This is a genomic window from Pseudomonas sp. NFR02, assembly GCF_900119375.1.
GTDB classification, from domain to species: domain Bacteria; phylum Pseudomonadota; class Gammaproteobacteria; order Pseudomonadales; family Pseudomonadaceae; genus Aquipseudomonas; species Aquipseudomonas paracarnis.
The window spans coordinates 362,539-387,166 of record NZ_FPJJ01000006.1; the positions used below are offsets into that span (position 1 = coordinate 362,539).

22 protein-coding genes are annotated in these 24,628 nt (G+C 60.0%); 3 read left to right on the forward strand and 19 right to left on the reverse strand.

What is annotated here, in order from left to right; genetic code table 11:
• Positions 1-92 precede the first annotated feature (92 nt).
• The gene (locus tag BT199_RS19760; RefSeq protein WP_014716349.1) at positions 93-1,322 is read left to right on the forward strand and encodes a nucleoside recognition domain-containing protein; all 1,230 of its coding nucleotides are present in this window, start codon (positions 93-95) and stop codon (positions 1,320-1,322) included.
• Between the two features lie 126 nt (positions 1,323-1,448).
• Here the strand turns inward: BT199_RS19760 and lptE are convergent, their stop codons facing one another.
• The 19 genes from lptE to BT199_RS19860 all read right to left on the reverse strand — a co-directional run bounded on the left by lptE (position 1,449) and on the right by BT199_RS19860 (position 21,888).
• On the reverse strand, positions 1,449-2,060 hold the full coding sequence (gene lptE / locus BT199_RS19770) for an ABC-type transport auxiliary lipoprotein family protein (RefSeq protein WP_072435327.1): 612 nt from the start codon (positions 2,058-2,060) through the stop codon (positions 1,449-1,451).
• Entirely contained in the window at positions 2,057-2,995 is a 939-nt protein-coding gene (locus tag BT199_RS19775) for an MlaD family protein (RefSeq protein WP_003187394.1), read from the reverse strand. Before BT199_RS19775 ends, lptE begins: the two co-directional genes overlap by 4 nt.
• Position 2,996: 1 nt before the next feature.
• Entirely contained in the window at positions 2,997-3,800 is an 804-nt protein-coding gene (locus tag BT199_RS19780) for an ABC transporter ATP-binding protein (protein ID WP_014716351.1), read from the reverse strand.
• On the reverse strand, positions 3,797-4,945 hold the full coding sequence (locus tag BT199_RS19785) for an ABC transporter permease (protein WP_014716352.1): 1,149 nt from the start codon (positions 4,943-4,945) through the stop codon (positions 3,797-3,799). The genes BT199_RS19780 and BT199_RS19785 overlap by 4 nt, the downstream gene beginning before the upstream one ends.
• A gap of 54 nt (positions 4,946-4,999) precedes the next feature.
• Positions 5,000-6,031 carry a DUF5924 family protein gene (locus BT199_RS19790; RefSeq protein WP_020301398.1) on the reverse strand — a complete coding sequence of 344 codons (1,032 nt, stop codon included), beginning with the start codon at positions 6,029-6,031 and terminating at the stop codon, positions 5,000-5,002.
• A 68-nt stretch (positions 6,032-6,099) separates the two neighbouring features.
• Positions 6,100-7,482, reverse strand: a complete 1,383-nt coding sequence (locus BT199_RS19795) for a M16 family metallopeptidase (RefSeq protein ID WP_072435328.1) — start codon at positions 7,480-7,482, stop codon at positions 6,100-6,102.
• A 58-nt stretch (positions 7,483-7,540) separates the two neighbouring features.
• A complete protein-coding gene (locus tag BT199_RS19800) occupies positions 7,541-9,199 on the reverse strand; it encodes a Na/Pi cotransporter family protein (protein ID WP_003187402.1) in 1,659 nt (552 codons plus the stop codon).
• A gap of 272 nt (positions 9,200-9,471) precedes the next feature.
• On the reverse strand, positions 9,472-10,239 hold the full coding sequence (locus BT199_RS19805; protein WP_014716354.1) for a TerC family protein: 768 nt from the start codon (positions 10,237-10,239) through the stop codon (positions 9,472-9,474).
• A gap of 67 nt (positions 10,240-10,306) precedes the next feature.
• The gene (locus tag BT199_RS19810; RefSeq protein ID WP_003187405.1) at positions 10,307-11,614 is read right to left on the reverse strand and encodes a CitMHS family transporter; all 1,308 of its coding nucleotides are present in this window, start codon (positions 11,612-11,614) and stop codon (positions 10,307-10,309) included.
• A gap of 380 nt (positions 11,615-11,994) precedes the next feature.
• Complete coding sequence (locus BT199_RS19815; RefSeq protein ID WP_072435329.1) at positions 11,995-13,956, reverse strand: DUF7844 domain-containing protein; 1,962 nt, start codon at positions 13,954-13,956, stop codon at positions 11,995-11,997.
• Positions 13,953-14,273: a DUF2388 domain-containing protein gene (locus BT199_RS19820; protein ID WP_072435330.1), complete on the reverse strand. Its 321-nt coding sequence runs from the start codon at positions 14,271-14,273 to the stop codon at positions 13,953-13,955. The genes BT199_RS19815 and BT199_RS19820 overlap by 4 nt, the downstream gene beginning before the upstream one ends.
• Before the next feature lie 39 nt (positions 14,274-14,312).
• Positions 14,313-14,621 carry a DUF2388 domain-containing protein gene (locus BT199_RS19825; RefSeq protein WP_014716356.1) on the reverse strand — a complete coding sequence of 103 codons (309 nt, stop codon included), beginning with the start codon at positions 14,619-14,621 and terminating at the stop codon, positions 14,313-14,315.
• Positions 14,622-14,727: 106 nt separating this feature from the next.
• Positions 14,728-15,048, reverse strand: a complete 321-nt coding sequence (locus tag BT199_RS19830; protein ID WP_020301396.1) for a DUF2388 domain-containing protein — start codon at positions 15,046-15,048, stop codon at positions 14,728-14,730.
• 330 nt (positions 15,049-15,378) lie between these two features.
• A complete protein-coding gene (locus BT199_RS19835; RefSeq protein WP_003187413.1) occupies positions 15,379-15,594 on the reverse strand; it encodes a DUF1127 domain-containing protein in 216 nt (71 codons plus the stop codon).
• A gap of 318 nt (positions 15,595-15,912) precedes the next feature.
• Entirely contained in the window at positions 15,913-17,406 is a 1,494-nt protein-coding gene (locus BT199_RS19840; protein ID WP_003187414.1) for an acetyl-CoA hydrolase/transferase family protein, read from the reverse strand.
• Positions 17,407-17,642: 236 nt separating this feature from the next.
• Positions 17,643-19,079 carry an NAD(P)(+) transhydrogenase (Re/Si-specific) subunit beta gene (locus tag BT199_RS19845; protein WP_014716357.1) on the reverse strand — a complete coding sequence of 479 codons (1,437 nt, stop codon included), beginning with the start codon at positions 19,077-19,079 and terminating at the stop codon, positions 17,643-17,645.
• Positions 19,079-19,399 (reverse strand): NAD(P) transhydrogenase subunit alpha part 2, encoded by a 321-nt coding sequence (locus BT199_RS19850; RefSeq protein WP_003187417.1) that lies wholly within the window; start codon positions 19,397-19,399, stop codon positions 19,079-19,081. Before BT199_RS19850 ends, BT199_RS19845 begins: the two co-directional genes overlap by 1 nt.
• 15 nt (positions 19,400-19,414) lie before the next feature.
• Positions 19,415-20,536, reverse strand: coding sequence for a Re/Si-specific NAD(P)(+) transhydrogenase subunit alpha (locus BT199_RS19855; RefSeq protein WP_003187419.1), 1,122 nt, complete (start codon positions 20,534-20,536; stop codon positions 19,415-19,417).
• A 452-nt stretch (positions 20,537-20,988) separates the two neighbouring features.
• Entirely contained in the window at positions 20,989-21,888 is a 900-nt protein-coding gene (locus BT199_RS19860; protein WP_032903964.1) for a LysR family transcriptional regulator, read from the reverse strand.
• A gap of 157 nt (positions 21,889-22,045) precedes the next feature.
• On the opposite strand from BT199_RS19860, the gene BT199_RS19865 reads away from it, so the two are divergent.
• Positions 22,046-23,227 (forward strand): acyl-CoA dehydrogenase, encoded by a 1,182-nt coding sequence (locus tag BT199_RS19865; RefSeq protein WP_072435331.1) that lies wholly within the window; start codon positions 22,046-22,048, stop codon positions 23,225-23,227.
• A gap of 13 nt (positions 23,228-23,240) precedes the next feature.
• A complete protein-coding gene (locus BT199_RS19870; RefSeq protein ID WP_014716358.1) occupies positions 23,241-24,461 on the forward strand; it encodes a CaiB/BaiF CoA transferase family protein in 1,221 nt (406 codons plus the stop codon).
• Positions 24,462-24,628 lie beyond the last annotated feature (167 nt).

The window sequence follows — 24,628 nt, forward strand, 5'->3', positions numbered from 1 at the left end:
GATTGATCGAAAACAAACCCCGGAGAATTCCGGGGTTTGTCGTTTCTGCCAGCCCCGTTATCATTCGCCCCATCTTTCGGGGGATTTATCTGATGCTCAATGGCCTGTGGCTTGGCTTCTTTGTCGTGGCAATGGTGTCAGCGCTGGCGCAATGGCTGGTGGGCGGTAACGCCGGGATCTTCGCGGCGATGGTCGAAAGCATTTTCGCCATGGCCAAATTATCGGTGGAAGTCATGGTGCTGCTGTTCGGTACCCTGACGTTATGGCTGGGCTTTCTGCGGATCGCCGAAAAAGCCGGGATCGTCGATTGGCTGGCCAAGGCCCTCGGCCCGCTGTTTCGCCGCCTGATGCCGGAAGTGCCCGCCGGGCACCCCGCGATCGGTTTGATCACCCTCAACTTTGCCGCCAACGGCCTGGGCCTGGACAACGCCGCCACGCCCATCGGCCTGAAAGCCATGAAGGCGCTGCAAGAGCTCAACCCCATCCCCAATACGGCGACCAACGCTCAGATCCTGTTCCTGGTGCTCAACGCGTCCTCGCTGACGCTGTTGCCGGTGACCATCTTCATGTACCGCGCCCAGCAAGGCGCTGCGGACCCGACGCTGGTGTTCCTGCCGATCCTGCTGGCCACCAGCGCCTCGACGCTGGTGGGCCTGCTGTCGGTGGCGGTGATGCAGCGCCTGCGTTTGTGGGACCCGGTGGTGCTGGCCTATCTGATCCCCGGCGCGCTGGTACTGGGCGGCTTCATGGCGCTGCTGGCGACCCTGTCTGCCACAGCGCTGGCCGGTTTGTCTTCGATCCTGGGCAACCTCACGCTGTTTGGCTTGATCATGCTGTTCCTGGTGATCGGCGCGTTGCGCAAGGTCAAGGTGTACGAGGCCTTTGTCGAAGGCGCCAAGGAAGGCTTCGACGTGGCCAAGAATCTGTTGCCCTATCTGGTGGCGATGCTGTGTGCGGTTGGCGTGTTGCGTGCCTCGGGCGCCTTGGAGTTCGGCCTGGAAGGGATTCGCCATGTGGTGGCCTGGACGGGCCTGGATACGCGCTTTGTCGACGCGCTGCCGACCGCGATGGTCAAGCCGTTCTCCGGCAGCGCGGCGCGGGCGATGCTGATCGAGACCATGCAGACCCAGGGTGTGGACAGCTTCCCGGCCTTGGTGGCGGCGACGATTCAGGGCAGTACGGAAACCACTTTCTATGTGTTGGCGGTGTACTTTGGTTCGGTGGGGATCCAGCGGGCTCGGCATGCGGTGGGGTGTGCGTTGTTCGCGGAGTTTGCTGGTGTGGTCGCGGCTATTTCGGTGTGCTACTGGTTCTTCGGTTAAGCATGAGCCGCACCCTGTAGGAGCGAGCTTGCTCGCGAAAAACGTTAACGATGACGCGGGGCATCAGATTCCCCGAGGCGGTCTCAGGTTTTTCGCGAGCAAGCTCGCTCCTACAGGGTGGTGGAATCATTTTTTCGGCGCAGTATTACCCTGATGTACTACCCAATCCACCACCTGCTTATTCAACTGATCCCCAGCCTGGCCAAAAGCAGCCACCACCGCTGGCACCTGGGTGTCACTCACCGGCTGCCTCACTTCAAACCGACGGCTGGCGATAATCCTTTGATCACGCCCACGCACCAATCGCGCGTCGAGGCGAATCACCACCTCCACCGTCTTGCCCCGATACTCGCTCTGAAACGCCTGCAACTGCCCGCCCAGTTCATAGTCGGCTTGCAGGTTGGTCTCGTCAGTGCTCAACAATGTCACGCGCCCGTCGCGCTGGAAGCCATCCAGCAGGCGATTACGCAGCAGCACCGGCGCCGGGTCACTCCAGCGCGAGTTCGCGTAGTTGCTGATCAAGTTGCCATCTGGCACCACGGCGATGCGCGGGCTGTCGAGAAACTCGCTGGTCTGCGGCTTGGTCACGCGCAGCGACCAACTCACCGGCGTGCCTTGGCTGGCCGGCTGGGTGGACGCCAGGCGGTACACGTCCGAAGGGTCCGGCTTGGGTAGGATCGAACACGCGCTGACCAGTGCCAGGGCCATGGGGACGATCATGTGATACGCACGCTTCATGGCGTGAACTCCTTGTTCTTGTCGCTGCCCAGCAGGTAACCGCTGGGGTTGGCTTCCAGACGGCGGGAGATGGCGCGCAGCGAGCCGAGGGTTTCACGCAACTCGCGCACGGCTGGCGCCAGTTCGTTGAGGCCCTGCATGCCGCTGTTCACCGAGTCCTGGTTATTGGTCAGCAAGGTATTGATGGTGGCGGTGCTTTGCTCCAGGGATTTCATCGCCTGCTCGGCGCTGCCGAAGGCTTGCTTGCCTTGTTCACTGAGCAAACCATTGGCGCTGCGCATCAGCACGGTGGTTTGCTCCAGCGCCGCGCCCGCCTGTTTGCTCACCTGCATCAATTGCTGCATCACCACCTTGATGTCGCCGCGTTGCTCGGCAATGGCGCCGGTGGTTTGTTGCAGGTTGTCCAGGGTGTTGCTCAGGCGTTCGACGTTTTCCCGCGAGAACAGGTGGTTGGCGTTGTGCAGCAGCAGGTTGACGCTGGTCATCAGGTCGTTGCTGTTATTGAGCAGGCGTGCGATAGGCGATGGCGACGCGATGATTTCCGGCAGGTTGCCGTCCTTGCCCTTGAGCTCCGGGCTCTGCGGGGTGCCGCCACTGAGCTGGATGATCGAGGTGCCGGTGATACCGGTCAGGGCCAGTTTGGCCTGGGTGTCTTCCTTGATTGGCGTTTGCCCGGCCAGGCGGATGCGCGCCAGGACGCGGCGTGGGTCTTTGGGGTCCAGGCGCAGGCTGATCACGTCGCCCACCTTGATGCCGCTGTACTGCACCGCACTGCCCTGGGACAGGCCGCTGACCGCTTCGTTGAAGATCACTTCGTAATCCTGGAAGGCGGTATCGACGCTGGACTTGGCCAGCCACAGGCCAAACAGCATCGCGCCGACCACCACAATTACGCTGAACAGTCCGATCATCACATGATGGGCTCGGGTTTCCATGTCATACCTCGTTGAGCGATTGAGCGGCATCCAATGCCGCGCGGCCCCGGGGGCCGTGGAAATATTCGTGAATCCAGGCGTCGTCCGTTTCCGAAACGACATCGATGGCGTCGGCCACCAGCACTTTCTTCTGCGCCAGCACCGCCACACGGTCGGTGATGGTGTACAGCGTGTCGAGGTCGTGGGTGACCAGGAACACACTCAAGCCCAGCGCATCGCGCAGGGTGAGGATCAGTTGGTCGAACTGCGCCGCGCCAATCGGGTCGAGACCGGCGGTGGGTTCGTCCAGGAACAGGATGTCCGGGTCCAAGGCCAGTGCGCGGGCCAGTGCTGCGCGCTTGATCATGCCGCCGGATAACGAGGCCGGGTATTTGTCGGCCGCCGACAGCGGCAACCCCGCCAGGGCCAGCTTGACCGCCGCCAGGTGCTCGGCATCGGCGCGGCTGAGGCCGGCGTGCTCGATCAATGGCAGAGCCACGTTCTCGGTCACCGTCAGCGAGGAAAACAGCGCGCCCTTCTGGAACAGTACGCCAAAGCGGCGTTCTACCAGTGAGCGTTCATGTTCAGGCAGGCTCGGCAGGTTTTTGCCGAACACCCGCACTTCGCCCTCGCTGGGGCGCCGCAGGCCAACGATGCTGCGCAACAACACGGATTTACCGCTGCCAGAGCCCCCCACCACCGCCAGGATCTCGCCCTTGTACAAATCCAGGTCGAGGTTCTCATGCACGCTTTGGCTGCCGAAACGGTTGCACAGGCCACGTACTTCAATCACCGCCTCAGTGGGCGCACGGTGTAGACGACTCACCAGCCCATCTCCATGAAGAACATCGCCGCGACCGCATCCAGCACGATCACCACAAAGATCGATTGCACCACGCTGGACGTGGTGTGCGCGCCGACCGACTCGGCACTGCCGCTGACTTTAAAACCTTCCAGGCAACCAATGGCCGCGATCAAAAACGCAAAGATCGGCGCCTTCACCATGCCCACCAGAAAGTGCTGCACGCCAATGTCCGATTGCAGCAGCGAAAGAAACATCGCTGGCGAAATATCCAGGGCCACCGCACACACCACACCACCGCCGACGATCCCCGAGAGCATCGCCAGGAAGGTCAGCATCGGCAACGCCACCAGCAGCGCCAACACGCGGGGCAATACCAACAGCTCCATAGGGTCCAGGCCCAATGTGCGGATGGCGTCGATTTCTTCGTTGGCCTTCATTGAACCGATTTGCGCGGTGAACGCACTGGCGGTACGGCCGGCGATGAGGATTGCGGTAAGCAACACGCCGAATTCGCGCAGGAAGGAGAAGGCCACCAGGTCCACGGTAAAGATCGTCGCGCCGAAGCTCTTGAGCACAGTGGCGCCGAGGAAGGCCACGACGGCGCCGACCAGAAAGGTCAGCAGAGCGACGATAGGCGCCGCATCCAGGCCGGTCTGTTCGATGTGGGCGACCATGGGCGTCAGGCGCCAGCGTTTGGGCCGCCAAATGCCGCGGGCGAAGGTTTCGAGGATCAGGCCGATAAAGCCCAACAGCTTCATTGCGTCTTGCCAGACCGTGTCTACTGCACGGCCGATGCGAGCCAACACTTGAATGCCGGCGGCCTCTTCCGGCTCTTTGATCGGTACGCAAAAGTCATTCAGGGAGCGGTAGACGGTCTTGAGCAGTGCACGGTCGGCGGCTGCCAGGGTGCAATCGGTCTGTTCGGCAGAGTGTTCGATGCGTGCAGGGCCCAGCAGCTCTACCAGCAGCGAGGCGCCGGCGGTATCCAGCGCGCCGAGGCCGTTGAGGTCAATGCGGGCGCCGGCGTCGTATTGGCCGTCGAGTGCGGCCGACAGCTTCTTCAGGTCGGCGTAGTGGGCCAGCGTCCAGTCGCCGGTAATCCGTAGCGAAGGCGGGGTGCTGGACGTATCTAGATGGGCCGCGCCGGCCGTCGTGCGAGTGGTCATAAGCTCCGAGCTTGTTTGGCTATCCACAATTGCTACGTAATAGCACGATCCGGCTTACTTTGGGTTGTCCGCTTGTGCTGTGTCTATCACCTTGAAGCGCAGAACGCCGATGACTTGCCCGTCTTCGGTGAGCACCTGCACCTGCCAGCGCCCTACGGCGTCACCGGGGAAGTTCTGCTTGTGGGTCCAGGCGCGATAGCCTTCCTTGCGCCCACCATGGATGTCCAGGGCAATGCGGTCGACTTCCTGGCCGTTGAATTTCCACACATGGTAAATCCGCTCATCCAGCCCGCGTGGCGCGTTGATCGCGGTGTACGCATACAGCCCACCACTGCGCAATTGGGCGGAGGTGACTTGCTTGAGGTCGTCGCCCGGCGTGCGGTCTTGCAGTTGGGTGCTGATGGCGACTTCGGTCATCCACAGGGTGGCGGGCGGTACCCAACTGCGCAGGAACCAGCCGGCGCAGCCGATGGCGGCCGTTACCCCCAGCAGCATCGCCCAGCCCTTGAGGCTACGCAGCGGCAGGCTGACGGCCAGGCTCGGGATCGACAGGACCATGGCCACGCCCAACGCCAGTTTGTAACTCTGGGCGGTGGTCAGGTGCATGATGATCGGCAGCGCGGTCAGCAACGCGGCGAATAGGGTCAGGGTGTGCAGGGCCAGGAATAGCGAGCGTTTGGGCGCCAGCCATTTGTAATACAGCGGGTCGATGATCGACACCAGCGCCGCTGCGCCGAGCAGGCCAGTGAACAACGATTGGCCGCTGTTCCAGGCGGTGGTGACGAAAAAGAAGGGCAGGACGAAAAACAGACTTTCCTGGTGGATCATCTGGGTGGCGTAGCGCAGCAGCGGTTCAGGGATCTCGCGATTGAAGACTTTGGTGAACAGTTGCGTAAAGCTGTTCTCCAGCATCAGCCACAACCAGCTCACCAGCATGATCACCGCGATCCAGCTGGCCATGCCCTGCTGGCGGTCTACCAGGATGAAGCTGCCCACCCCCGAGATGAAACCGCCGAGTGCAATCACCCCTGGGTAGCGCTTGATCAGTTCTATAACGCGCTGGATGAGGGGCGGCAAGTTCGGCATGGGCGGTTCACTGGTTGTGGGAAAAATCTCAGACAGAATAACGCCTTGGCCCGATATTCTGTGCCTCATTACTCAACAGGTTTGCGATAAAGCCTCAGGCCGATCAAACCCATGATGATCAGGCCCAGCACGCCCGCACCGATCCAGGTCAAGGCGTCATAACTCAACAGCGGTTTTTCGATGCGCCAGTAGCCCGGCTGCTGGAACGCTTCGCGCATGGCCTGGTTGGTTTGCGCCAGGCTCACGGCCTTGATGCGTTTGACCGGGTCGCTGAAACGTCCATTGGAGTAGTCGCCGGCCGCACTCCAGTAATAGTCGGCCAACGCGCTGTTGCCCTGCACTGCCCAGGCTTGGCGGGCAATGGCGGCTTGTTGCAGGCGTGTGAATACTGTTGGGTCGAGGCCATCCTTGAGCAGTTGGGCCTTGAGGTCTTGCAAGACCTGCTCGGCTTCAGCGAGGTTTTCTCGCTCAAGGTCGGCATTCAGGCTGAGGAACCCAACGCCGCCGAGCACTTCGCGTTCTACCCACGGGCCGTAGGACAAACCGTGCTTGAGGCGCAGTTGCCGGTACAGCGCCCAGTCGAGGTAGTCCTTGAGCAGGTTGTAGGTTTCATCATGCTGGTCGTCCAGCACAGGCTCTGGGAACAGCCAGTGCAGCTTGGCGCCATCGCCCACCCAGCCGCGGATCAGGTCGCGGTGGCTGGCGGCGGTATGCTGGATTTCCGGGAGGGGGCGATGTTCGCTCGGCTCCACTGGGTCGAGTTGACCATAGGTGCGTTCCAGGTAGGCGGGCAGCAGTTTGTCGAGATCGCCGACGACGATCAGGGTCATGTTGTTCGGCGCGTACCATGCTTTGCGCAGCTTCTCCAACGAGTCGCGGGTGAGGTGGCTGACCTCGGCGCGTTCGGCGCACTTGAGGCCCAACTCCACGGCCAATTGGTTACTGGCGCTGTGACCGAGGTCTTGGCGATCCAGCAGGCGTTGCAAGTGTGAATAATGGCCGCCGTCTTCGCGCTCCACCACCTGTTTGGCGGCGTTGATATGAGCGTCGGTCAGTTGCGTGCGCGTGAGGATTGCCAGCAGCAGGTCCAGTACTTTGCGTTGGTTCTGCGCGGGCGCCTCGATCACGAAAGTAGTGTCGGCGTTGCTGGTGTAGGCGTTCCACTCGCCGCCCAGGGCTTGCATGCGGTCTTCGAGGTCGCCTTCGCCGCCGCCATCGATGCCGCTGAACAGCAAGTGCTCGAACAAGTGCGGCAGTTCTTTTTCTTCGCAACCGAAGTCGTCCAGGCCCACCCCAACCACCAGGCGAATAGCCACGTGCCCACGCTCGGTGCCCGGTTTGAGCAGCAGTTGCAGGCCGTTGGGCAAGGTGTAGCCCTCGACTTGCAGGCGGTCAAAGGCAAAGGTGTGTACCGAGCCCAAGAGCAGGCAGGCGAGTAACAGGCGACGCATAACAAGCTTCCTGGCGAATGAGGTCCATTGTTAACTGACTTCGCTCGCGGGCGTACGTTCAGGGCGAATGGGTGATGTCGGCAATACTTTCGGCAGAGAGCGCGCCGGTGTCGGACGTTTCCAACACTACATAAGCACTGCTGCAAAACAACGAGTTCAAGCGTTTCATGTCGGCAATCAGTTCCAGATGCAGGGAGCTGGTTTCCAGGCTCTGCACGATCTTGCGCTGCAAGCGGCTGACATGGGCGTGGGCCAGGCGGCGTTCCTGGGCACGGAAGCGGCGCTTTTCTCGCAGTAATTGACGGGCGCTTTCCGGGTCGCCGCTGAGGAACACCGACAGGCCCAGGCGCAGGTTGGCGATCAACTGGCTGTGCAGGCCACTGAGTTCCTCCAGGCCCACTTCGGAAAATTGCCGGCGTTGCGAGGTCTTCTGTTGCTGGACCTTGCGCAGCATGCGTTCGATCAGGTCACCGGCCAATTTCAAGTTGATCGACAGCTCGATGATCTCGGCCCAGCGGCGGTTGTCCTGTTCACTCAGGTCTTCACGGGGCATTTGCGCCAGGTAGAGTTTGATCGCGCTGTAGAGCGCTTCGACGTCATCGCTCAGGCTGCGCATTTCTTGGGTAACGGCGGTTTGGTTGCCGCGCAGCACTTCCTGCATCGAAGTGAGCATATTGTCGATCAAGTCACCCAGGCGCAGGGTTTCGCGGGCGGCGTTCGCCAGGGCCAGGCTTGGGGTATTCAATGAGGCCAGGTCCAGATGGCGTGGCTTGGCCTTGCCGTTGGTTTCGGGGCGTTCCGGCAGCAGCCATTCGCACAGGCGTGCCATGGGCCCGATGGTGGGCAACAGGATCAGGCAACGGCTGACGTTGTAGAGCAGGTGGAAGGTGATGACCATGCCCTGAACGCTGTAGTCCAGGCCGTCCATCCAGCCCACGAGCGGGTCAAGCACCGGAATGATCAGCAACAGACCGATCAATTTGTACAACAGGCTGCCTAGGGCCACTTGGCGACCGGCAGTGTTTTGCATGCTGGTACTGAGAAACGCCAGCACCCCGCTGCCGATGTTGGCGCCGATTACCAGGCCGATGGCCACGTGCAAGCCGATCACGCCGGCACCGGCCAGGGTGGCCGTGAGCAGCACCGCAGCGAGGCTGGAGTAGGAAATCATGGCGAACAGCGCGCCCACCAGGGCGTCCAGCAAGATATCGCCGGTCAGCGAAGCGAAGATGACTTTCACGCCCTGGGCATGGGTAATGGGCCCGGCGGCTTCGACGATCAATTGCAGCGCGAGGATGATCAGGCCCAGGCCGATCCCCACCCGGCCTAACTGTCCTGCCCGCGTCTGCTTGCGCGACAGGAAGAAAATCACCCCGAGGAAGATCAGCAGCGGCGACAGCCAGGACAAATCGAACGTCAGCACCCGCGCCATCAAGGCCGTACCGACGTCGGCGCCAAGCATGGTGGCCAAGGCCGGCGTGAGGCTCATCAGCCCTTGGCCGACGAACGAAGTCACCAGCATCGCGGTGGCGTTACTGCTTTGCACCATGGCCGTCACCAGGATACCGGCGACAAATGCCAGCCAGCGCTTGGACATGTTCTGCCCGATGACTTGGCGCAAATTGGAACCGTAGACCCGCAGGATGCCGGTTCGGACGATATGCGTGCCCCAGATAAGCAGGGTCACGGCGGAAAGCAGATTGAGCAAGGTCAGCATGCTCGGCCCCCCGTGTGGGTGCGCTCCAGCAGGAGCGAAGGAAAGTTACCGCGTGCCGCTCTACGTCTTGTACCTAAGCTGTAGTTGGCGAATGGGCTCTGCGCCAGCATCGCATAGCTAAACTTGGGATTGAAACAAAACTGTCATGAAGATCGTTCCCCACGCTTGGCGTGGGAACGCATCCTGTGACGCTCTGCGTCACTTTGCGGACGCGGAGCGTCCGAGAGGGCATTCCCACGCGGAGCGTGGGAACGATCACTCGCGGGTCAAATTTACTGACCCGGAATGTCCTTGCGCAGTTTCACTGGGTCCTGCTGTTTCTTCTTTTTCGCGATGGCGGTACGCATCTTGATGTTCACCGCTTCCACCGCCAGCGAGAACGCCATGGCGAAGTAGACGTAGCCTTTTGGCACGTGTACGTCGAAGGATTCAGCGATCAGTACGGTACCCACGACCAGCAGGAACGACAGCGCCAGCATTTTCAGCGACGGGTGCTTGTCGATGAACTCGCTGATGGTGCCGGCAGCCAGCATCATCACCAATACCGCAACGACGATGGCGGCAACCATCACCGGCACGTGGGAAACCATGCCGACGGCGGTAATCACCGAGTCCAGGGAGAACACGATGTCGATGATGGCGATCTGGATAATGGTGTAGATGAACTTGCCACCGGCGCCTTTGGGCTCGTCGTGGGTTTCATCTTCACCTTCCAGCGCGTGGTACATCTCCTGGGAGCTTTTCCACAGCAGGAACAGGCCACCGAAGAACAGGATCAGGTCACGACCGGAGATGCCTTGGCCAAACACGACGAACAGGTCGGCGGTCAGTTGCATGACCCAGGTGATCGACAGCAGCAACAGGATGCGCGTGACCATGGCCAGTGCCAGGCCGAAGATCCGGGTGCGCGCCTGCATATGCTTGGGCATGCGGCTGACCAGGATCGAAATCATGATGATGTTATCGATGCCCAGGACGATCTCGAGAGCCGTCAGGGTGAAGAAGGCAATCCAGATTTCCGGATTGGTCAGCCATTCCATGTGTATTCCTTTGAGCAAGTGTTAACCGCGCAAGCTGTAGCGCCGCGCGGTGAGTGAGTCGGTACGATTATAGAGTGCTGAACAGCGGAAAAATCCCCATCAGCAGTGCGGCGAACATTATGCACAGGCACACCAGCACTGCCCACTTGAGCGTGAAGCGCTGGTGATCGCCGAATTCGATACCCGCCAGGGCAACCAGCAAGTACGTCGAGGGTACCAGTGGGCTGAGCAAATGCACGGGCTGCCCGACGATCGACGCCCGCGCCATTTCCACCGCGGTGATGCCGTAATGGCTGGCAGCTTCGGCCAGTACCGGCAGTACGCCGTAGTAGAACGCATCGTTGGACATGAAGAAGGTGAACGGCATGCTCACCAGCGCGGTGATCACCGCCAGGTAAGGGCCCATGGCTTCGGGGATGACTGCCAACAGGCTCTTGGACATGGCGTCGACCATGCCGGTGCCCGACAGGATGCCCGTGAAGATACCGGCGGCGAAGATCAAGCCCACCACCGCCAATACGCTACCGGCGTGAGCCGCGACGCGGTCTTTCTGCTGCTGCAGGCACGGGTAGTTGACGATCATGGCGATACTGAACGCCACCATGAACAGCACTGGCAGCGGCAACAGGCCGGCAATCAGGGTGCACATCAACGCCAGGGTCAGGGCGCCGTTGAACCAGATCAATTTCGGACGGCGGGCGTCGGGGAATTGCGACACGCTGATTTCGCTGTGGTCGATCTCGTCGCCCTGCAGGTGCAATTCACCCAGGCGCGCACGTTCGCGCTTGCCGTACATGTAGGCAATCACCAGGATCGCCACAACACCGGCGGCCATGGCCGGGATCATCGGTACGAAGATGTCCGACGGGTCTACATGCAGCGCACTGGCGGCGCGCGCCGTCGGGCCGCCCCAGGGGGTCATGTTCATCACGCCACCGGCGAGAATGATCAGGCCGGCCATGATCCTTGGGCTCATGCCGATGCGCTGGTACAGCGGCAGCATGGCCGCGACGCAGATCATGTAGGTGGTGGCACCGTCACCGTCCAGGGACACCACCAGGGCCAGCACGGCGGTGCCGACCGACACCTTGAGCGGGTCGCCCTTGACCATCTTGAGGATCTTGCGCACGGCCGGGTCGAACAGGCCGGAGTCGATCATCAAGGCAAAATAGAGGATGGCGAACATCAGCATCACGCCGGTCGGCGCAAGCTTGGTGATGCCTTCGAGCATCATCGGGCCGATCTTCGGTGCGAAACCGCCGAACAGCGCGAACAGGATCGGCACGATGATCAAGGCGATCAGCGCGGACAGGCGCTTGGTCATGATCAGGAACATGAACGTGATGACCATGGCAAAGCCAAGGAAAGTCAGCATAGGAATACTCCAGGCGTAGCGCGGCTAGGGAATGGCGGACCGAGTGGCGGTCAGCGCAGAACGAAAGGCACGAGGCGTACGGGTGGAGTCGGAGCGAACAGGCGGGTACGAGCGGACATCGGGAATCACCATTGTTGTTGTTAACAGCCGGTCTGTTGCCGGCAGTGAGGGCGATCCTAGACGGGGAAGCTTTCAGCCAGCTTTCGCTGAGAAAACAGCTGATGAAGGGCAGGCATCATTCTTCAGGTTGGTGCAGAACAAAATGTGGGGGGCTGGTTTGCCTGCGATGGCGGTGTATCAGCCAACATCTCTTATGGCTGTGACACCGCCATCGCAGGCAAGCCTGCTCCCACATTTGGATAGTGGTCGCTGCCAGACTATCAGGGTAGTTCCAGGCCGCCGGCGGCTTTGTGCAAGGCCCGCAAATGCTCACCCACCTGCTTGAGGTTGGCTTCACACGCGGCGATCTCGGCGGCGCGGGAAAGATCGAGCAGCGCCCTCACCTCCTTATCCAGCTCGCCGGTCAACGACTGCAACTGTTTCTGGCGTTCGGCGCTTTCTGATTCAAGGCGCTTGGCTTCCGAAGGTTGCGGCAGGCCATAACCCCCACTGTCCAGCAACTCGGCCGGGCGACTCAGGAAGCCGCTGTTGGCGAGAATTTGCTGCAGCGTGTTGTTGGCTTTCTCCATGCCGCCGTATTTCAGCTCGCGGGCATTGAGGTAGCGTTGTTTGACCTCATCCTGGGCGAGCATCAGTTGTTTGCGATAGCTGGCCTGCTCCAGCAGCAACAGCGCGGCGCTGGTGCGCAGGTCGGCCTGGCTGAACCATTGGCGACGCGCTTGCGCATCCAGGGACAACCAGTCTTCGACCTGGGTCTGCTTGATCGGCAGTTGCTTGCGCAGCACATCAAACATGGCCTGGTAACGCTCGCGGAACGAGTCGAAGTGATACCCCAGCCGCAGTGCCTCGCGCTTGTCATTCAATACGCTGGTATCGGCCAGGCCGCGGGCGCTGAGCACTTCCAGCAAACCGTTGGGGGTGATGTTGTCCAGGCCGGTCAATTGCGGGTTGGCGCTGCCGCTGCGCAACAGTTTCAGGCTTTCGACCGCACAATTGTTGGAGATAAAGAAGTAGTTGCCGTCATAGCTCCAGTGCATCTGCGCCGCATGTTCGACGGTGTCGTTGATTTCCTGACGGCTGAGCTTCAGCGGCACCGACGCCAGGCCACGCAGTTCGGTCTTGGTGTATTCATCAATGACCTGGGCCAACGGCAGTACGAACAGCCGCGACGGGTATTTACCCACCAGGCCATCCCAGCTCGACAGCTGGACGTCACCGACGAAGGCGCGGTAGGACAGCACCAGATGCCGGTCCAAGTCCAGCCGGCAATCCGGGCCACGCGGGCGGCCCGGCGCACAAATCACCAGGCGCAACATGCTATGGCCCCAACGGCTCACCAGGTTCTGGTTGGCTTCGGCCAGCAGATAGTCGATTTCATACACGCGCTCCGGATCGATCTGGCCCAGGGGCGTCTTGGCGAAATCGTTGCCCGCGTTCAGGAAGGCATAGGTACTGGCGCAGGTGTCCTGTTCAGGCGGGGCCCAGCCGAAGTGATCCTTGTAATAACGGAACAGCGCGGGGCGGCGACAGGCGTAGCTGGGGTCCAGGAGGAAATACTCCATGTTGACCGCCACGAACTCCAGCGGGCTGGTGGTTTCGTAGATGTCCGGGCTGCGCACCACCTGATGGTTGTGCTGCTCACGCTCTCCGCGCCGACCCACATATTGTGGCCAGCCGGCAAGATCCAACAGGCGTGGGTCGTCACTGAGGGTAAAGCGGCGGTCGTTCTGGCCACGGCACTGGTCGGGCAAGCCGATCAAGCCGGTAATGTTGTTCTGACGGCTGCAGCGCTGGATCAGCGTGCGCTCGTCCTTGGACCACAGGCGCGCACGGTCGTAAATGTGGGTCAGTTCATGCAGCACGGTGGCGAGCATTTCCCGGCGCACCGTACCGTGGGGGCGATTGGTTTTCTGGGTGGCGGCGCTGCCGTCAGTCAGGCTGGCGAGCAGGTTCTGGTTGAGGTCCAACTCGGACACCAGGGATGCCTGCCCGTAGGCGTTCTCAGGCATCTTGTCGGTCCAGCCGACATCAATACGTCGGTCCAATTGCTCGACAAAGCGCGGCGGCAAGGAGCGCAGCGCTTCATCCAGCAATGCCTGGCTGGCCTGCTGTTCGGCCGGGCTCAAGCCTTCGGTCTTGAGCCGCAGTTGCAGGCCGGCCTGGGCCGTACTCGCGCACAGCAGCACGGCCCCGGCCAGGAGCCAGGTTTTGAGGCGCCTCACAGAGCGAGGATAGCTTCTGCGAGGGTCTGGTCGCTGGCATCACGGGCTTCTGGCACGCGGGTGCGAAGGGTATCGAACGCGGCTTCCAGCTGGGCGCCACGGATCTCGCCATTGGTGGCGACGAAACTGGCGGCGTCATCGTGGGCTTCGCGCACGATCTTGGAGTCGCGGATGGAGGTGGTGGTGTCCGAGGTGAAATCAATGGTGCGCGCCGAGGCACGCACGACGATGTTGCTGGTGGCCTTCAAGGTTTGCGCCTGGGCGACATCGGCCAAAAACAGCAGGCCGAGGGCGGCGGCGATCAGCGGGCTACGCATGGGGTGACTCCAATGACAAAGATAGAAATACAACGATGATTATTGGACGAGAATTGCTTGCGCCAGTTCAAGGTCGCTTGCATGAAGTTTTGGCTGGGTGCGGCGCAGATAGTCCAGCGCGGACTCCAGGCGTGCGCCCCGCCATTGGCCGTCAGTGGCAATGAAAGCGGCAGCATCATCCCGAGCGGCCAGGACCAACTTATTGTCGAACGGCGCAGAGGTCACTTTGCTGGTGGCATACACGCTGACAACCGTGCTCTGGGTGGACACATCCAACGCTGAAGCCATGGGTGACCAGCAGGCGCAAAACAGTACAGGAACAATCAATAAACGGTATGAAAAAGCCATGGGACTCGACAACTGAAAGCGAGCGCCAAGGCTAGCGCAACGGCCGGGCGAGAGCCAGCGCCGAGCCATCCGGGAGCGGCAGGCGCTCCCGTCTGGTTGCCGTGGGTCAGATAGCCAGGATGGCCTGTGCCAGCTGCGTATCGGTAGCGGTATTCAACTGCGGCGCTTGTTGGCGGATCTGGGCCAGGGCGCTTTCCAGTTTCACGCCACGGATGGCGCCTTGGCTGGCGACAAAGCTGGCGGCGTCGTCACGAGCCGCTTGTACGACCTTGTTGTCGCGCAGGGATGAGGTGGCATCAGACGTGGCATCGGAGGTTGCCTTCAGAGCGCCGACGATCGAGTCAGTCGTCATGATCAGGCTGCTCGCGTTGGCATTGGCAGCCAGAGTCAGCACAGCGGCAGTGCACAGCAGGCGAAGACGGGACATGGGGTAACTCCTGTAGACGAATAATAAGGTGGCGCGAAACGGCCACAATGAAACGGACTGGGACTGTCGAGCATCAGACGCACGCTCTACAGGGTTCGCCACGTGGTGAACCGATATTAGGCGTGTGCAGGACTATTCGGAAGCCTGTAATTAAACTGTACCTGTCATATTTTATAAATTTGAAACTGTATCTGTGTGCTTGAATCGAGCCTATCCAATGCGCTATCGCAGATACAACAAAGCCCGCCTCCGGTTACCCGGGGCGGGCTTTGCTTTGACAAATCAGGGTGCTGGCAGTGGACCCGTCAGGTCAGGGCCAGCGGGCGCCACTTAGCGCCAGAACGGCTTGCTCAGCTCTTCGTAGCGTTGAGCTTCGCTGATACCGGCGTCAGCCAGCAGACGCGAATCCAGGCGAGCCAACTGGTGGCGGCTGGAGATGCGGCGCTGCCACAACATCAGGTTGGCGAGAACGCGCAAAGGCAGGGAAGCCTGGGTGTTTACAGCTTTTTCTTCGAAGAACAGTTCGGAACTGAGTGTACGTTCCATGATGACATCCTTCCGCTTGTGGCGGGATTAGGTAGTGGTTTAACTGATGCCAATGATCCTCCTCCGAGGCAAGACTCTCTAGATACAGTTCACCTGTATTGTGAGAGGCCAGTTAACTGTTTAGCGAGGCTGTACGGTACGAAATTGGGGCAACTGTACCTGTGCGCACTTAAAAGGTGCGAAATAGGCATTTTTGAGTTGGTGTGTGGGATATTTCGGTAGGAAATGACCAGTACAGCAGTACAGTTTTTTCCATAAGTGCGGGTGGGTTCACCGAGCTGATGAAACTGTATTTGCATCAGCCCGGATCTGTATTCATCAAGCCTTGAGCATGTGCCCGGTTTCTTCCAGGTTAATGTGCCAACTCAGTGCTTCGCGCAAGATGTGCGGCGTATGCCCACCGATGGCGCAGGCGGCATCGAAGTAAGTGTTGAGGGCATCGCGGTAGGCTGGGTGCACGCAGTTATCGATGATCACCCGAGCGCGCTCCCGTGGCGCCAGGCCCCGCAGGTCGGCAAGGCCTACTTCGGTGACGAGAATGTCCACGTCATGCTCGGTGTGGTCCACATGGCTGACCATCGGTACCACGCTGGAAATTGCGCCGCCCTTGGCAATGGACTTGGTGACGAAGATCGCCAGGTGCGCATTGCGGGCGAAATCCCCGGAGCCGCCGATGCCGTTCATCATCCGCGTGCCGCAGACGTGGGTGGAGTTGACGTTGCCGTAGATATCGAACTCCAGCGCGGTATTGATACCGATGATGCCCAGGCGCCGTACCACTTCAGGGTGGTTGGAAATTTCCTGCGGGCGCAGCACCAATTTGTCCTTGTAGTGCTCCAGGTTGCCGAACACATCGGCATTGCGTCGCTCCGACAAGGTAATCGAACTGCCGGAGGCAAAGCTCAGCTTGCCGGCGTCGATCAGGTCGAAGGTCGAATCCTGCAACACTTCCGAGTACATGGTCAGGTCTTCGAACGGCGACTCGATCAATCCGCACATCACCGCGTTGGCAATATTACCGATGCCGGCTTGCAGCGGGCCGAGCTTGTTGGTCATGCGCCCGGCATCGACTTCTTGCTTGAGGAAGTTGATCAGGTGATTGGCGATGCCTTGGGTGTCGCTGTCAGGCGGCGTTACCGTGGAGGCGGAGTCCGCCTGGTTGGTGATGACGATGGCGACGATTTTCTCGGGCGGGATCGGAATCGCGGTGCTGCCGATACGGTCGTCGACTTTCACCAGCGGGATCGGCGTGCGCGTCGGCCGGTAGGTCGGGATGTAGATGTCGTGCAGCCCTTCCAGGTTCGGGTTGTGCGCCAGGTTGATCTCGACGATCACCTGTTTGGCAAAGATCGCGAAGCTGGCCGAGTTGCCTACGGAAGTAGTGGGCACGATATGGCCCTGCTCAGTGATCGCGACGGCTTCGATCACGGCGATGTCGGGCAATTTGAGCTGATTGTTGCGCAGTTGCTCGACGGTTTCTGACAGGTGCTGGTCGATAAACATCACCTCGCCGGCATTGATCGCCTTGCGCAGAGTGCTGTCGACTTGAAAGGGCATGCGTCGTGACAGTACGCCGGCTTCGGTCAACTGCTTGTCCAGGTCATTGCCCAGGCTGGCGCCGGTCATCAGCGTGATTTTGAGTGGCGAAGTCTTGGCGCGTTCGGCCAGGGCGTGGGGGACGGCCTTGGCTTCACCGGCACGGGTGAAGCCGCTCATGCCGACGGTCATGCCGTCCTCGATCAGTGCAGCGGCGTCTGCCGCGCTCATGACCTTGTTCAACAACGAAGGCAAGCGGATACGATCACGGTACATGAATTGTTATCTCTGGCTACGGAAAGCAAGGTGGGCAGTGTAGTGATTTCAAAAAGTTTCGGCCCGCTACCATGGTCGAATGCCAGGTCGCGATTTAGAGCCTTTGGTCGGGTTTCATGTGTGTGCAAAGCGGGACGCAGAGCATCCCTGGATGCGCTCTCACGCAGAGCGTGGGAATCATAAAAAAACCCCAGCCTACGTGAGGCCAGGGTTTCAGGTATTGCGCTGGCGCAGTGTTATTCGACGGCCTTGACCATGTCTTCGATGACCTTCTTGGCATCACCGAACACCATCATGGTCTTGTCCAGGTAGAACAACTCGTTATCCAGGCCGGCGTAGCCGCTGGCCATCGAGCGCTTGTTGACGATGATGGTCTTGGCCTTGAACGCCTCGAGAATCGGCATGCCGGCGATGGGTGAGTTCGGGTCGTTCTTGGCGGCCGGGTTGACCACGTCGTTGGCGCCCAACACCAGCACCACGTCGGCCTGGCCGAACTCGGAGTTGATGTCTTCCATCTCGAACACCTGGTCGTAAGGCACTTCGGCTTCGGCCAGCAATACGTTCATGTGCCCCGGCATACGGCCCGCCACCGGGTGGATCGCGTATTTCACGGTGACGCCGTGGTGGGTCAGCTTCTCGGTCAGCTCCTTGAGCGCGTGTTGTGCCCGCGCGACCGCAAGGCCGTAGCCTGGGACGATAATTACGGTGTCGGCGTTGGTCAGCAGGAAGGTGGCGTCATCAGCGGAGCCGGACTTCACCGGGCGTGCTTCTTTGGAGCCCGCCGCAGCGCCAGCATCCGGCGCGTTGCCGAAACCGCCCAACAGCACATTAAAGAAGGAGCGGTTCATCGCCTTGCACATGATGTACGACAGGATCGCGCCGCTGGAGCCCACCAGGGAACCGGCGATGATCAGCATCGAGTTGTTCAGCGAGAAACCGATGCCCGCCGCTGCCCAGCCGGAATAGCTATTGAGCATCGACACCACCACGGGCATGTCGGCGCCGCCAATCGGGATGATGATCAGCACACCCAGCACGAAGGCCAGGGCCAGCATCAGTGCAAATGCGCTGAGATTGCCGGTGAACATGAACGCCAGGCCCAGGCCCAGGGTTGCGAGACCGAGCACCAGGTTCAGTTTGTGTTGGCCGCCGAACTGTACCGGTGCGCCCTGGAACAGGCGGAACTTGTACTTGCCCGACAGCTTGCCGAATGCGATCACCGAGCCGGAGAAGGTGATTGCACCGATAGCGGCACCGAGGAACAGTTCCAGGCGGTTACCGGCCGGTATCGAATCGCCCAAGTGCTTGACGATGCCCAGGGACTGCGGCTCGACCACGGCGGCAATGGCGATGAACACCGCTGCCAGGCCGATCATGCTGTGCATGAAGGCGACCAGCTCGGGCATCTTGGTCATTTCAACACGCTTGGCCATGATCGAACCGGCGGTACCGCCAACCAGTAGGCCAACGATGACGTAGCCGATACCGGCAGTCGCCAGTTCAGCCCCCAGCTTATAAATGAGGCCGACGGTGGTGAGCACCGCCAGCGCCATGCCGAGCATGCCGAACAGGTTGCCGCGCCGCGAAGTGGTCGGGTGCGAGAGGCCTTTAAGGGCCTGGATGAAGCAGATCGACGCGATCAGGTAGAGCGTCGTCACGAGATTCATGCTCATTACTTGGGCGCCTCTTCTTTTACTTTCGGGGCTTTCTTCTTGAACATCTCAAGCATTCTGCGGGTGACCAGGAAGCCACCGAAGACATTTACCGCCGCCAGGGCCACGGCCAGTGTGCCCATAGTCTTGCCCAACGGGGTGACGGTCAGCGCGGCAGCCAGCATGGCGCCGACGATGACAATCGCGGAAATGGCGTTGGTCACGGCCATCAGTGGCGTGTGCAATGCAGGTGTTACGTTCCAGACCACGTGATAACCGACATAAATCGCCAGCACAAAGATGATCAGGTTGTAGATACCGGGGGAGATAAGCTCTTCCATCGTCTGAATCCCTGCTTAGGCGTTTTTGCGGATGACTTGGCCGTCGCGGCACATCAGGCACGCGGCGACGATGTCGTCTTCGAGGTTGATTTCAAACTGCCCTTCCTTGGTGAAGACCAGCTTCAGGAAGTCCAGCAGGTTGCGCGCATACAAGGCCGACGCATCGGCGGCGACAGCGCCCGCCAGGTTGGTCGGGCCGCAGATGATCACGCCGTTTTCCACCACGACCTGGTCGGCCACGGTCAGCGGGCAGTTGCCACCTTGGGCTGCAGCGAGGTCGATGACCACCGAGCCGGGTTTCATCTGCGCCACGGTATCGGCGCTGAGCAGGGTCGGCGCCTTGCGGCCCGGGATGAGGGCAGTGGTGATAACGATATCGGCCTGTTTGGCGCGTTCGTGCACGGCCAGGGCCTGGCGTTGCATCCAACTGCTGGGCATCGGGCGCGCGTAGCCACCGACACCGACGGCGCATTCACGCTCTTCATCGGTTTCGTACGGTACGTCGACAAACTTGGCGCCCAGGGATTCGATCTGCTCCTTAACCGCCGGGCGTACGTCGGACGCTTCGATCACCGCGCCCAGGCGCTTGGCCGTGGCGATGGCTTGCAGGCCCGCCACACCGGCGCCGAGGATCAGTACGCGCGCGGCTTTTACGGTGCCGGCAGCAGTCATCAGCATCGGCATGAAACGCGGGTAGTGATGAGCGGCGAGCAACACGGCCTTGTAACCGGCGATGTTGGCTTGCGAAGACAGCACATCAAGGCTTTGAGCGCGTGAAGTGCGCGGCGCGGCTTCCAGGGCGAAGGCGGTGATGCCGCGCTCGGCGAGCTTGGCGATGGTTTCGTTGCTGAACGGGTTGAGCATGCCCACCAACACGGTGCCACTTTTGATCAGCGCAAGTTCGCTGTCGCTTGGGGCAACCACTTTGAGAATCAGCTCGGCGCCAAACGCGTCGTTGGCACTGCCAATGGTGGCGCCTGCCGTTTCATAGGCACTGTCGACGATGCTGGCATTGATGCCTGCGCCGCTTTGTACAGTGACCTTATGGCCCTGGCCGATCAGCTTCTTGATGGTTTCCGGGGTGGCAGCCACCCGCGTTTCACCGGTCTGGGTTTCGAGAGGAACACCAATGTGCACGTCAAATCTCCTGCATGATCTTTTTGCTTTTGATCTTTTTGTAAAAAGGCCAGTGCACCGCGAGTGGCGCAACTGGGGCGGCCGATCAGCACGATCCCGCTGAAATGACAGCGGGGCGCGGCATTTTGCAGGCGAACTTTACGGCCATCAAGGGATTATGACGGGTGACGAAAAATTAACTACAAGTCACCCTGTGACTGATTGTCGCAACAAGCTGAAATAACCTCTTTAAATACAGGTCTTTAAAGGTGTTCAGGCGTTTTCGCTCCGTTTTTCCATTGCCAGTGTGAATAGTCGTGCATTGGCCGGTAAGAGTCGCTACGAGCCATGAGATACATGCCTTTTAGCCTTATTTTGGGCTGACAAGTACAGTCTGTTTAAATGCGACATATACGTACATCTGTAGGATCTTAATTTATCTGACTACAAAGTCAGCAATTGCGATTTGTCCTTTATTTACATGGGTTGTAGCGTCTTGACTGGTCGAGCAGCCAGTCCCTGAATGCATGCAGTGAGGCGGATTCGACCTTTTTGTCAGGAATCATCAGGTAATAAGCCTTTTCGCTGGTCAGTGCTTCGGTGCTCGCGATTACCAGTTGTTGCTCCTTCAGCTCCCGCTGTATGAGGAAGGGAGGAATCAGTGCGATGCCCATGTCATGCATGGCCGCTTGAGACAGCATCGAGAATAGCTCGTATCGAGGGCCTGTCATGTCGCGAGGGATGCTCAGGTGTTGGGCGTTGAACCATTGGCGCCAGGCGTAGGGGCGTGTGGTCTGCTGCAACAGGGGCAGCTCGGCGATCTGTTGAGGGGTGAAGTGCGTGCGGTCGCCGAGTAAGCGCGGGCTGCATACCGGTACCGGGTTTTCGCCCATTAACCTGTGGGATTGCGTACCCGACCAATCGGCATCCCCGAAGTAGATCGCCGCATCGAACTCAGTATCGGCGAACAGGAAGGGGCGTGTGCGGTTCGTCAGGTTCACCGTGACTTCCGGGTGCTGATGTTGAAAGTCTTTCAGGCGTGGGATCAGCCACTGCGTGCCGAAGGTAGGTACCACCGCCAGTTCGATCACATTGGCGCCCTGCTGGCCCATCACCGACAAGGTGTCGCGCTCTACGGCGTCCAGTTGCGTTGCAACCCTGCGGCTATAAGACAGCCCCGCCTCCGTCAGCTTCACCCCACGGCGTGAGCGGCGAAACAGCTCGACACTCAAAAACTCCTCCAGGCTGGCGATCTGTCGGCAAATCGCGCCTTGGGTGATGGAAAGCTCCAAGGCTGCCTTGGTGAAGCTCTCGTGCCGGGCTGCTGCCTCAAAGCTGATGAGCGCGGTGGTACTGGGGATTTTCCTGCGCATGTACGTTGCCCTCACAGATAAAGCGCATTTCTGGGCTTTTTTAGTGTTACGAAGTGAGAAATTAGCACAAGCCTATGCAAAAACCTCGTTTGCCCTCTGCGCTGACCGCGCCTAGTCTGGTTCCACGACTTCTGATTTTTTCCGCGAGGACTTATTCATGGCTGGCAAGGCAAGCTTCAACTGGATCGATCCACTGCTGCTGGATCAACAGCTCACCGAAGAAGAGCGCATGGTGCGTGACAGCGCCGAGCAATTTGCTCAGGACAAGCTGGCTCCCCGCGTGCTCGAAGCCTTTCGCCACGAAAAGACAGACCCTGCTATTTTCCGCGAGATGGGCGAGACCGGTTTGCTGGGGGCGATGATCCCTGAGCAGTACGGTGGCAGTGGCTTGAACTATGTCAGCTACGGTTTGATTGCTCGGGAGGTGGAGCGTGTCGACTCCGGCTATCGCTCGATGATGAGTGTGCAGTCTTCCCTCGTCATGGTGCCGATCAATGAGTTTGGTACCGAGGCGCAAAAACAGAAGTACTTGCCCAAACTGGCCTCTGGTGAATGGGTCGGTTGCTTCGGGCTGACCGAGCCCAACCATGGTTCCGACCCAGGTGCGATGATTACTCGTGCACGCAAAGTGGATGGCGGCTACAGCCTGACCGGCGCGAAGATGTGGATCACCAACAGTCCGATTGCGGATGTGTTTGTGGTGTGGGGCAAAGACGATGCTGGGGATATCCGTGGCTTTGTCCTGGAAAAAGGCTGGAAAGGTCTGAGTGCTCCGGCAATCCACGGCAAGGTGGGGCTGCGGGCCTCCATCACCGGTGAAATCGTCATGGATAACGTATTTGTGCCGGAAGAAAATATCTTCCCGGATGTACGGGGTTTGAAAGGGCCGTTTACCTGCCTCAACTCGGCACGGTACGGGATTTCCTGGGGGGCGCTGGGGGCTGCTGAGTTCTGCTGGCATACCGCACGCCAGTACACACTCGACCGCCAGCAGTTTGGTCGCCCACTGGCTGCCACTCAGCTGATCCAGAAGAAGCTGGCAGACATGCAGACCGAGATTACCTTGGCCCTGCAAGGTTGCCTGCGCCTGGGTCGGATGAAGGATGAGGGGACGGCGGCGGTTGAGATCACTTCGATCATGAAGCGTAACTCGTGTGGCAAGTCATTGGATATCGCGCGCATGGCCCGGGACATGCTGGGCGGCAACGGTATCTCCGACGAATTCGGAGTGGCGCGCCACTTGGTCAACCTTGAGGTGGTCAACACCTATGAAGGGACCCATGACGTGCATGCCTTGATCCTGGGGCGCGCGCAAACCGGTCTTCAAGCGTTCTATTAATAGGAGCATGGGCATGGGCGCGCTTTCGCATCTGCGAGTGCTGGATTTGTCGCGAGTACTCGCGGGCCCCTGGTCCGGGCAGATTCTTGCAGACCTTGGGGCTGAGGTGATCAAGGTCGAAAGGCCGAGCAGCGGCGATGACACGCGCGCTTGGGGGCCGCCCTTCCTTAAGGATGCGGATGGCGAAAATACCAGTGAGGCGGCGTATTACCTGTCGGCCAACCGTAATAAAGAGTCGGTGACCATCGACTTTACGCGGCCGGAAGGCCAGAAGCTGGTGCGTGATCTGGCCGCCAAGTCGGACATCCTGATCGAAAACTTCAAGGTGGGCGGCCTTGCAGCGTATGGGCTGGACTATGAATCCCTCAAAGAGGTCAACCCGGAGCTGATTTACTGTTCCATCACGGGGTTTGGTCAGACGGGCCCCTATGCGATGCGTGCCGGCTACGATTTCATGATCCAGGGTCTGGGCGGGCTCATGAGCCTGACCGGGCGGCCTGAAGGGGATGAAGGCGCCGGGCCGGTAAAGGTTGGCGTAGCCTTGACCGACATCTTGACCGGGCTTTATTCGACCGTCGCGATCCTGGCTGCGCTAGCTCATCGCGATCACGATGGTGGTGGGCAGCATATCGATATGGCGTTACTGGATGTGCAGGTGGCTTGCCTGGCGAATCAGGCGATGAATTACCTGACAACCGGGGCGCCGCCCAAGCGCCTGGGGAATGCTCACCCTAATATCGTGCCTTATCAGGATTTTCCTACGGCCGATGGAGATTTCATCCTCACCGTAGGCAATGACGGGCAGTTCCGTAAATTCGCTGAAGTCGCTGGGCAACCGCAATGGGCGGATGACGTGCGTTTCGCCACCAATCGCGCACGGGTAGCTAATCGTGCGGAGCTGATTCCTTTGATTCGCCAGGCGACGGTCTTCAAGACGACCGCTGAGTGGGTGTCGCAGCTGGAGCAAGTGGGCGTGCCGTGTGGGCCCATCAATGATCTGGCGCAGGTGTTCTCCGATCCTCAGGTCCAGGCGCGGGGTTTGGCGATTGAGTTGCCTCACGCATTGGCGGGGACGGTGCCCCAGGTTGCGAGCCCGATACGCTTATCCAAGACGCCTGTGGAGTACCGGAGTGCGCCTCCTCTATTGGGGGAGCATACGCTTGAGGTGCTGCAGGGGGTTTTGGGGTTGGGAGCTGCTCATGTGGCCGCACTGAAGGAGGCGGGCGTTATTTGAACTTCCCTTCTATATAGACGCGCAGTGGATGCCGGCTGTTTTTTAACCGAAGCTAACTTATTGATAGAAAAGCAAAATTAAGAGTTGACGGCGAATTATATCTGTCTATAATTCGCCCCACTTCCGGCGCAGTCGAAACGGAAAACTCCTTGGTAAACAATGAGTTA

Coding starts and splice junctions, on each gene's coding strand:
- BT199_RS19805 (WP_014716354.1), bottom strand. CDS start 10,239: ATGGAATGGCTGACCAATCCGGAAATCTGGATTGCCTTCTTCACCCTG.
- BT199_RS19760 (WP_014716349.1), top strand. CDS start 93: ATGCTCAATGGCCTGTGGCTTGGCTTCTTTGTCGTGGCAATGGTGTCA.
- BT199_RS19835 (WP_003187413.1), bottom strand. CDS start 15,594: ATGGAACGTACACTCAGTTCCGAACTGTTCTTCGAAGAAAAAGCTGTA.
- BT199_RS19840 (WP_003187414.1), bottom strand. CDS start 17,406: ATGTACCGTGATCGTATCCGCTTGCCTTCGTTGTTGAACAAGGTCATG.
- BT199_RS19775 (WP_003187394.1), bottom strand. CDS start 2,995: ATGGAAACCCGAGCCCATCATGTGATGATCGGACTGTTCAGCGTAATT.
- BT199_RS19845 (WP_014716357.1), bottom strand. CDS start 19,079: ATGAGCATGAATCTCGTGACGACGCTCTACCTGATCGCGTCGATCTGC.
- lptE (WP_072435327.1), bottom strand. CDS start 2,060: ATGAAGCGTGCGTATCACATGATCGTCCCCATGGCCCTGGCACTGGTC.
- BT199_RS19860 (WP_032903964.1), bottom strand. CDS start 21,888: ATGCGCAGGAAAATCCCCAGTACCACCGCGCTCATCAGCTTTGAGGCA.
- BT199_RS19850 (WP_003187417.1), bottom strand. CDS start 19,399: ATGGAAGAGCTTATCTCCCCCGGTATCTACAACCTGATCATCTTTGTG.
- BT199_RS19785 (WP_014716352.1), bottom strand. CDS start 4,945: ATGACCACTCGCACGACGGCCGGCGCGGCCCATCTAGATACGTCCAGC.
- BT199_RS19810 (WP_003187405.1), bottom strand. CDS start 11,614: ATGCTGACTTTCCTTGGCTTTGCCATGGTCATCACGTTCATGTTCCTG.
- BT199_RS19795 (WP_072435328.1), bottom strand. CDS start 7,482: ATGCGTCGCCTGTTACTCGCCTGCCTGCTCTTGGGCTCGGTACACACC.
- BT199_RS19825 (WP_014716356.1), bottom strand. CDS start 14,621: ATGGCTTTTTCATACCGTTTATTGATTGTTCCTGTACTGTTTTGCGCC.
- BT199_RS19865 (WP_072435331.1), top strand. CDS start 22,046: ATGGCTGGCAAGGCAAGCTTCAACTGGATCGATCCACTGCTGCTGGAT.
- BT199_RS19830 (WP_020301396.1), bottom strand. CDS start 15,048: ATGTCCCGTCTTCGCCTGCTGTGCACTGCCGCTGTGCTGACTCTGGCT.
- BT199_RS19870 (WP_014716358.1), top strand. CDS start 23,241: ATGGGCGCGCTTTCGCATCTGCGAGTGCTGGATTTGTCGCGAGTACTC.
- BT199_RS19800 (WP_003187402.1), bottom strand. CDS start 9,199: ATGCTGACCTTGCTCAATCTGCTTTCCGCCGTGACCCTGCTTATCTGG.
- BT199_RS19790 (WP_020301398.1), bottom strand. CDS start 6,031: ATGCCGAACTTGCCGCCCCTCATCCAGCGCGTTATAGAACTGATCAAG.
- BT199_RS19820 (WP_072435330.1), bottom strand. CDS start 14,273: ATGCGTAGCCCGCTGATCGCCGCCGCCCTCGGCCTGCTGTTTTTGGCC.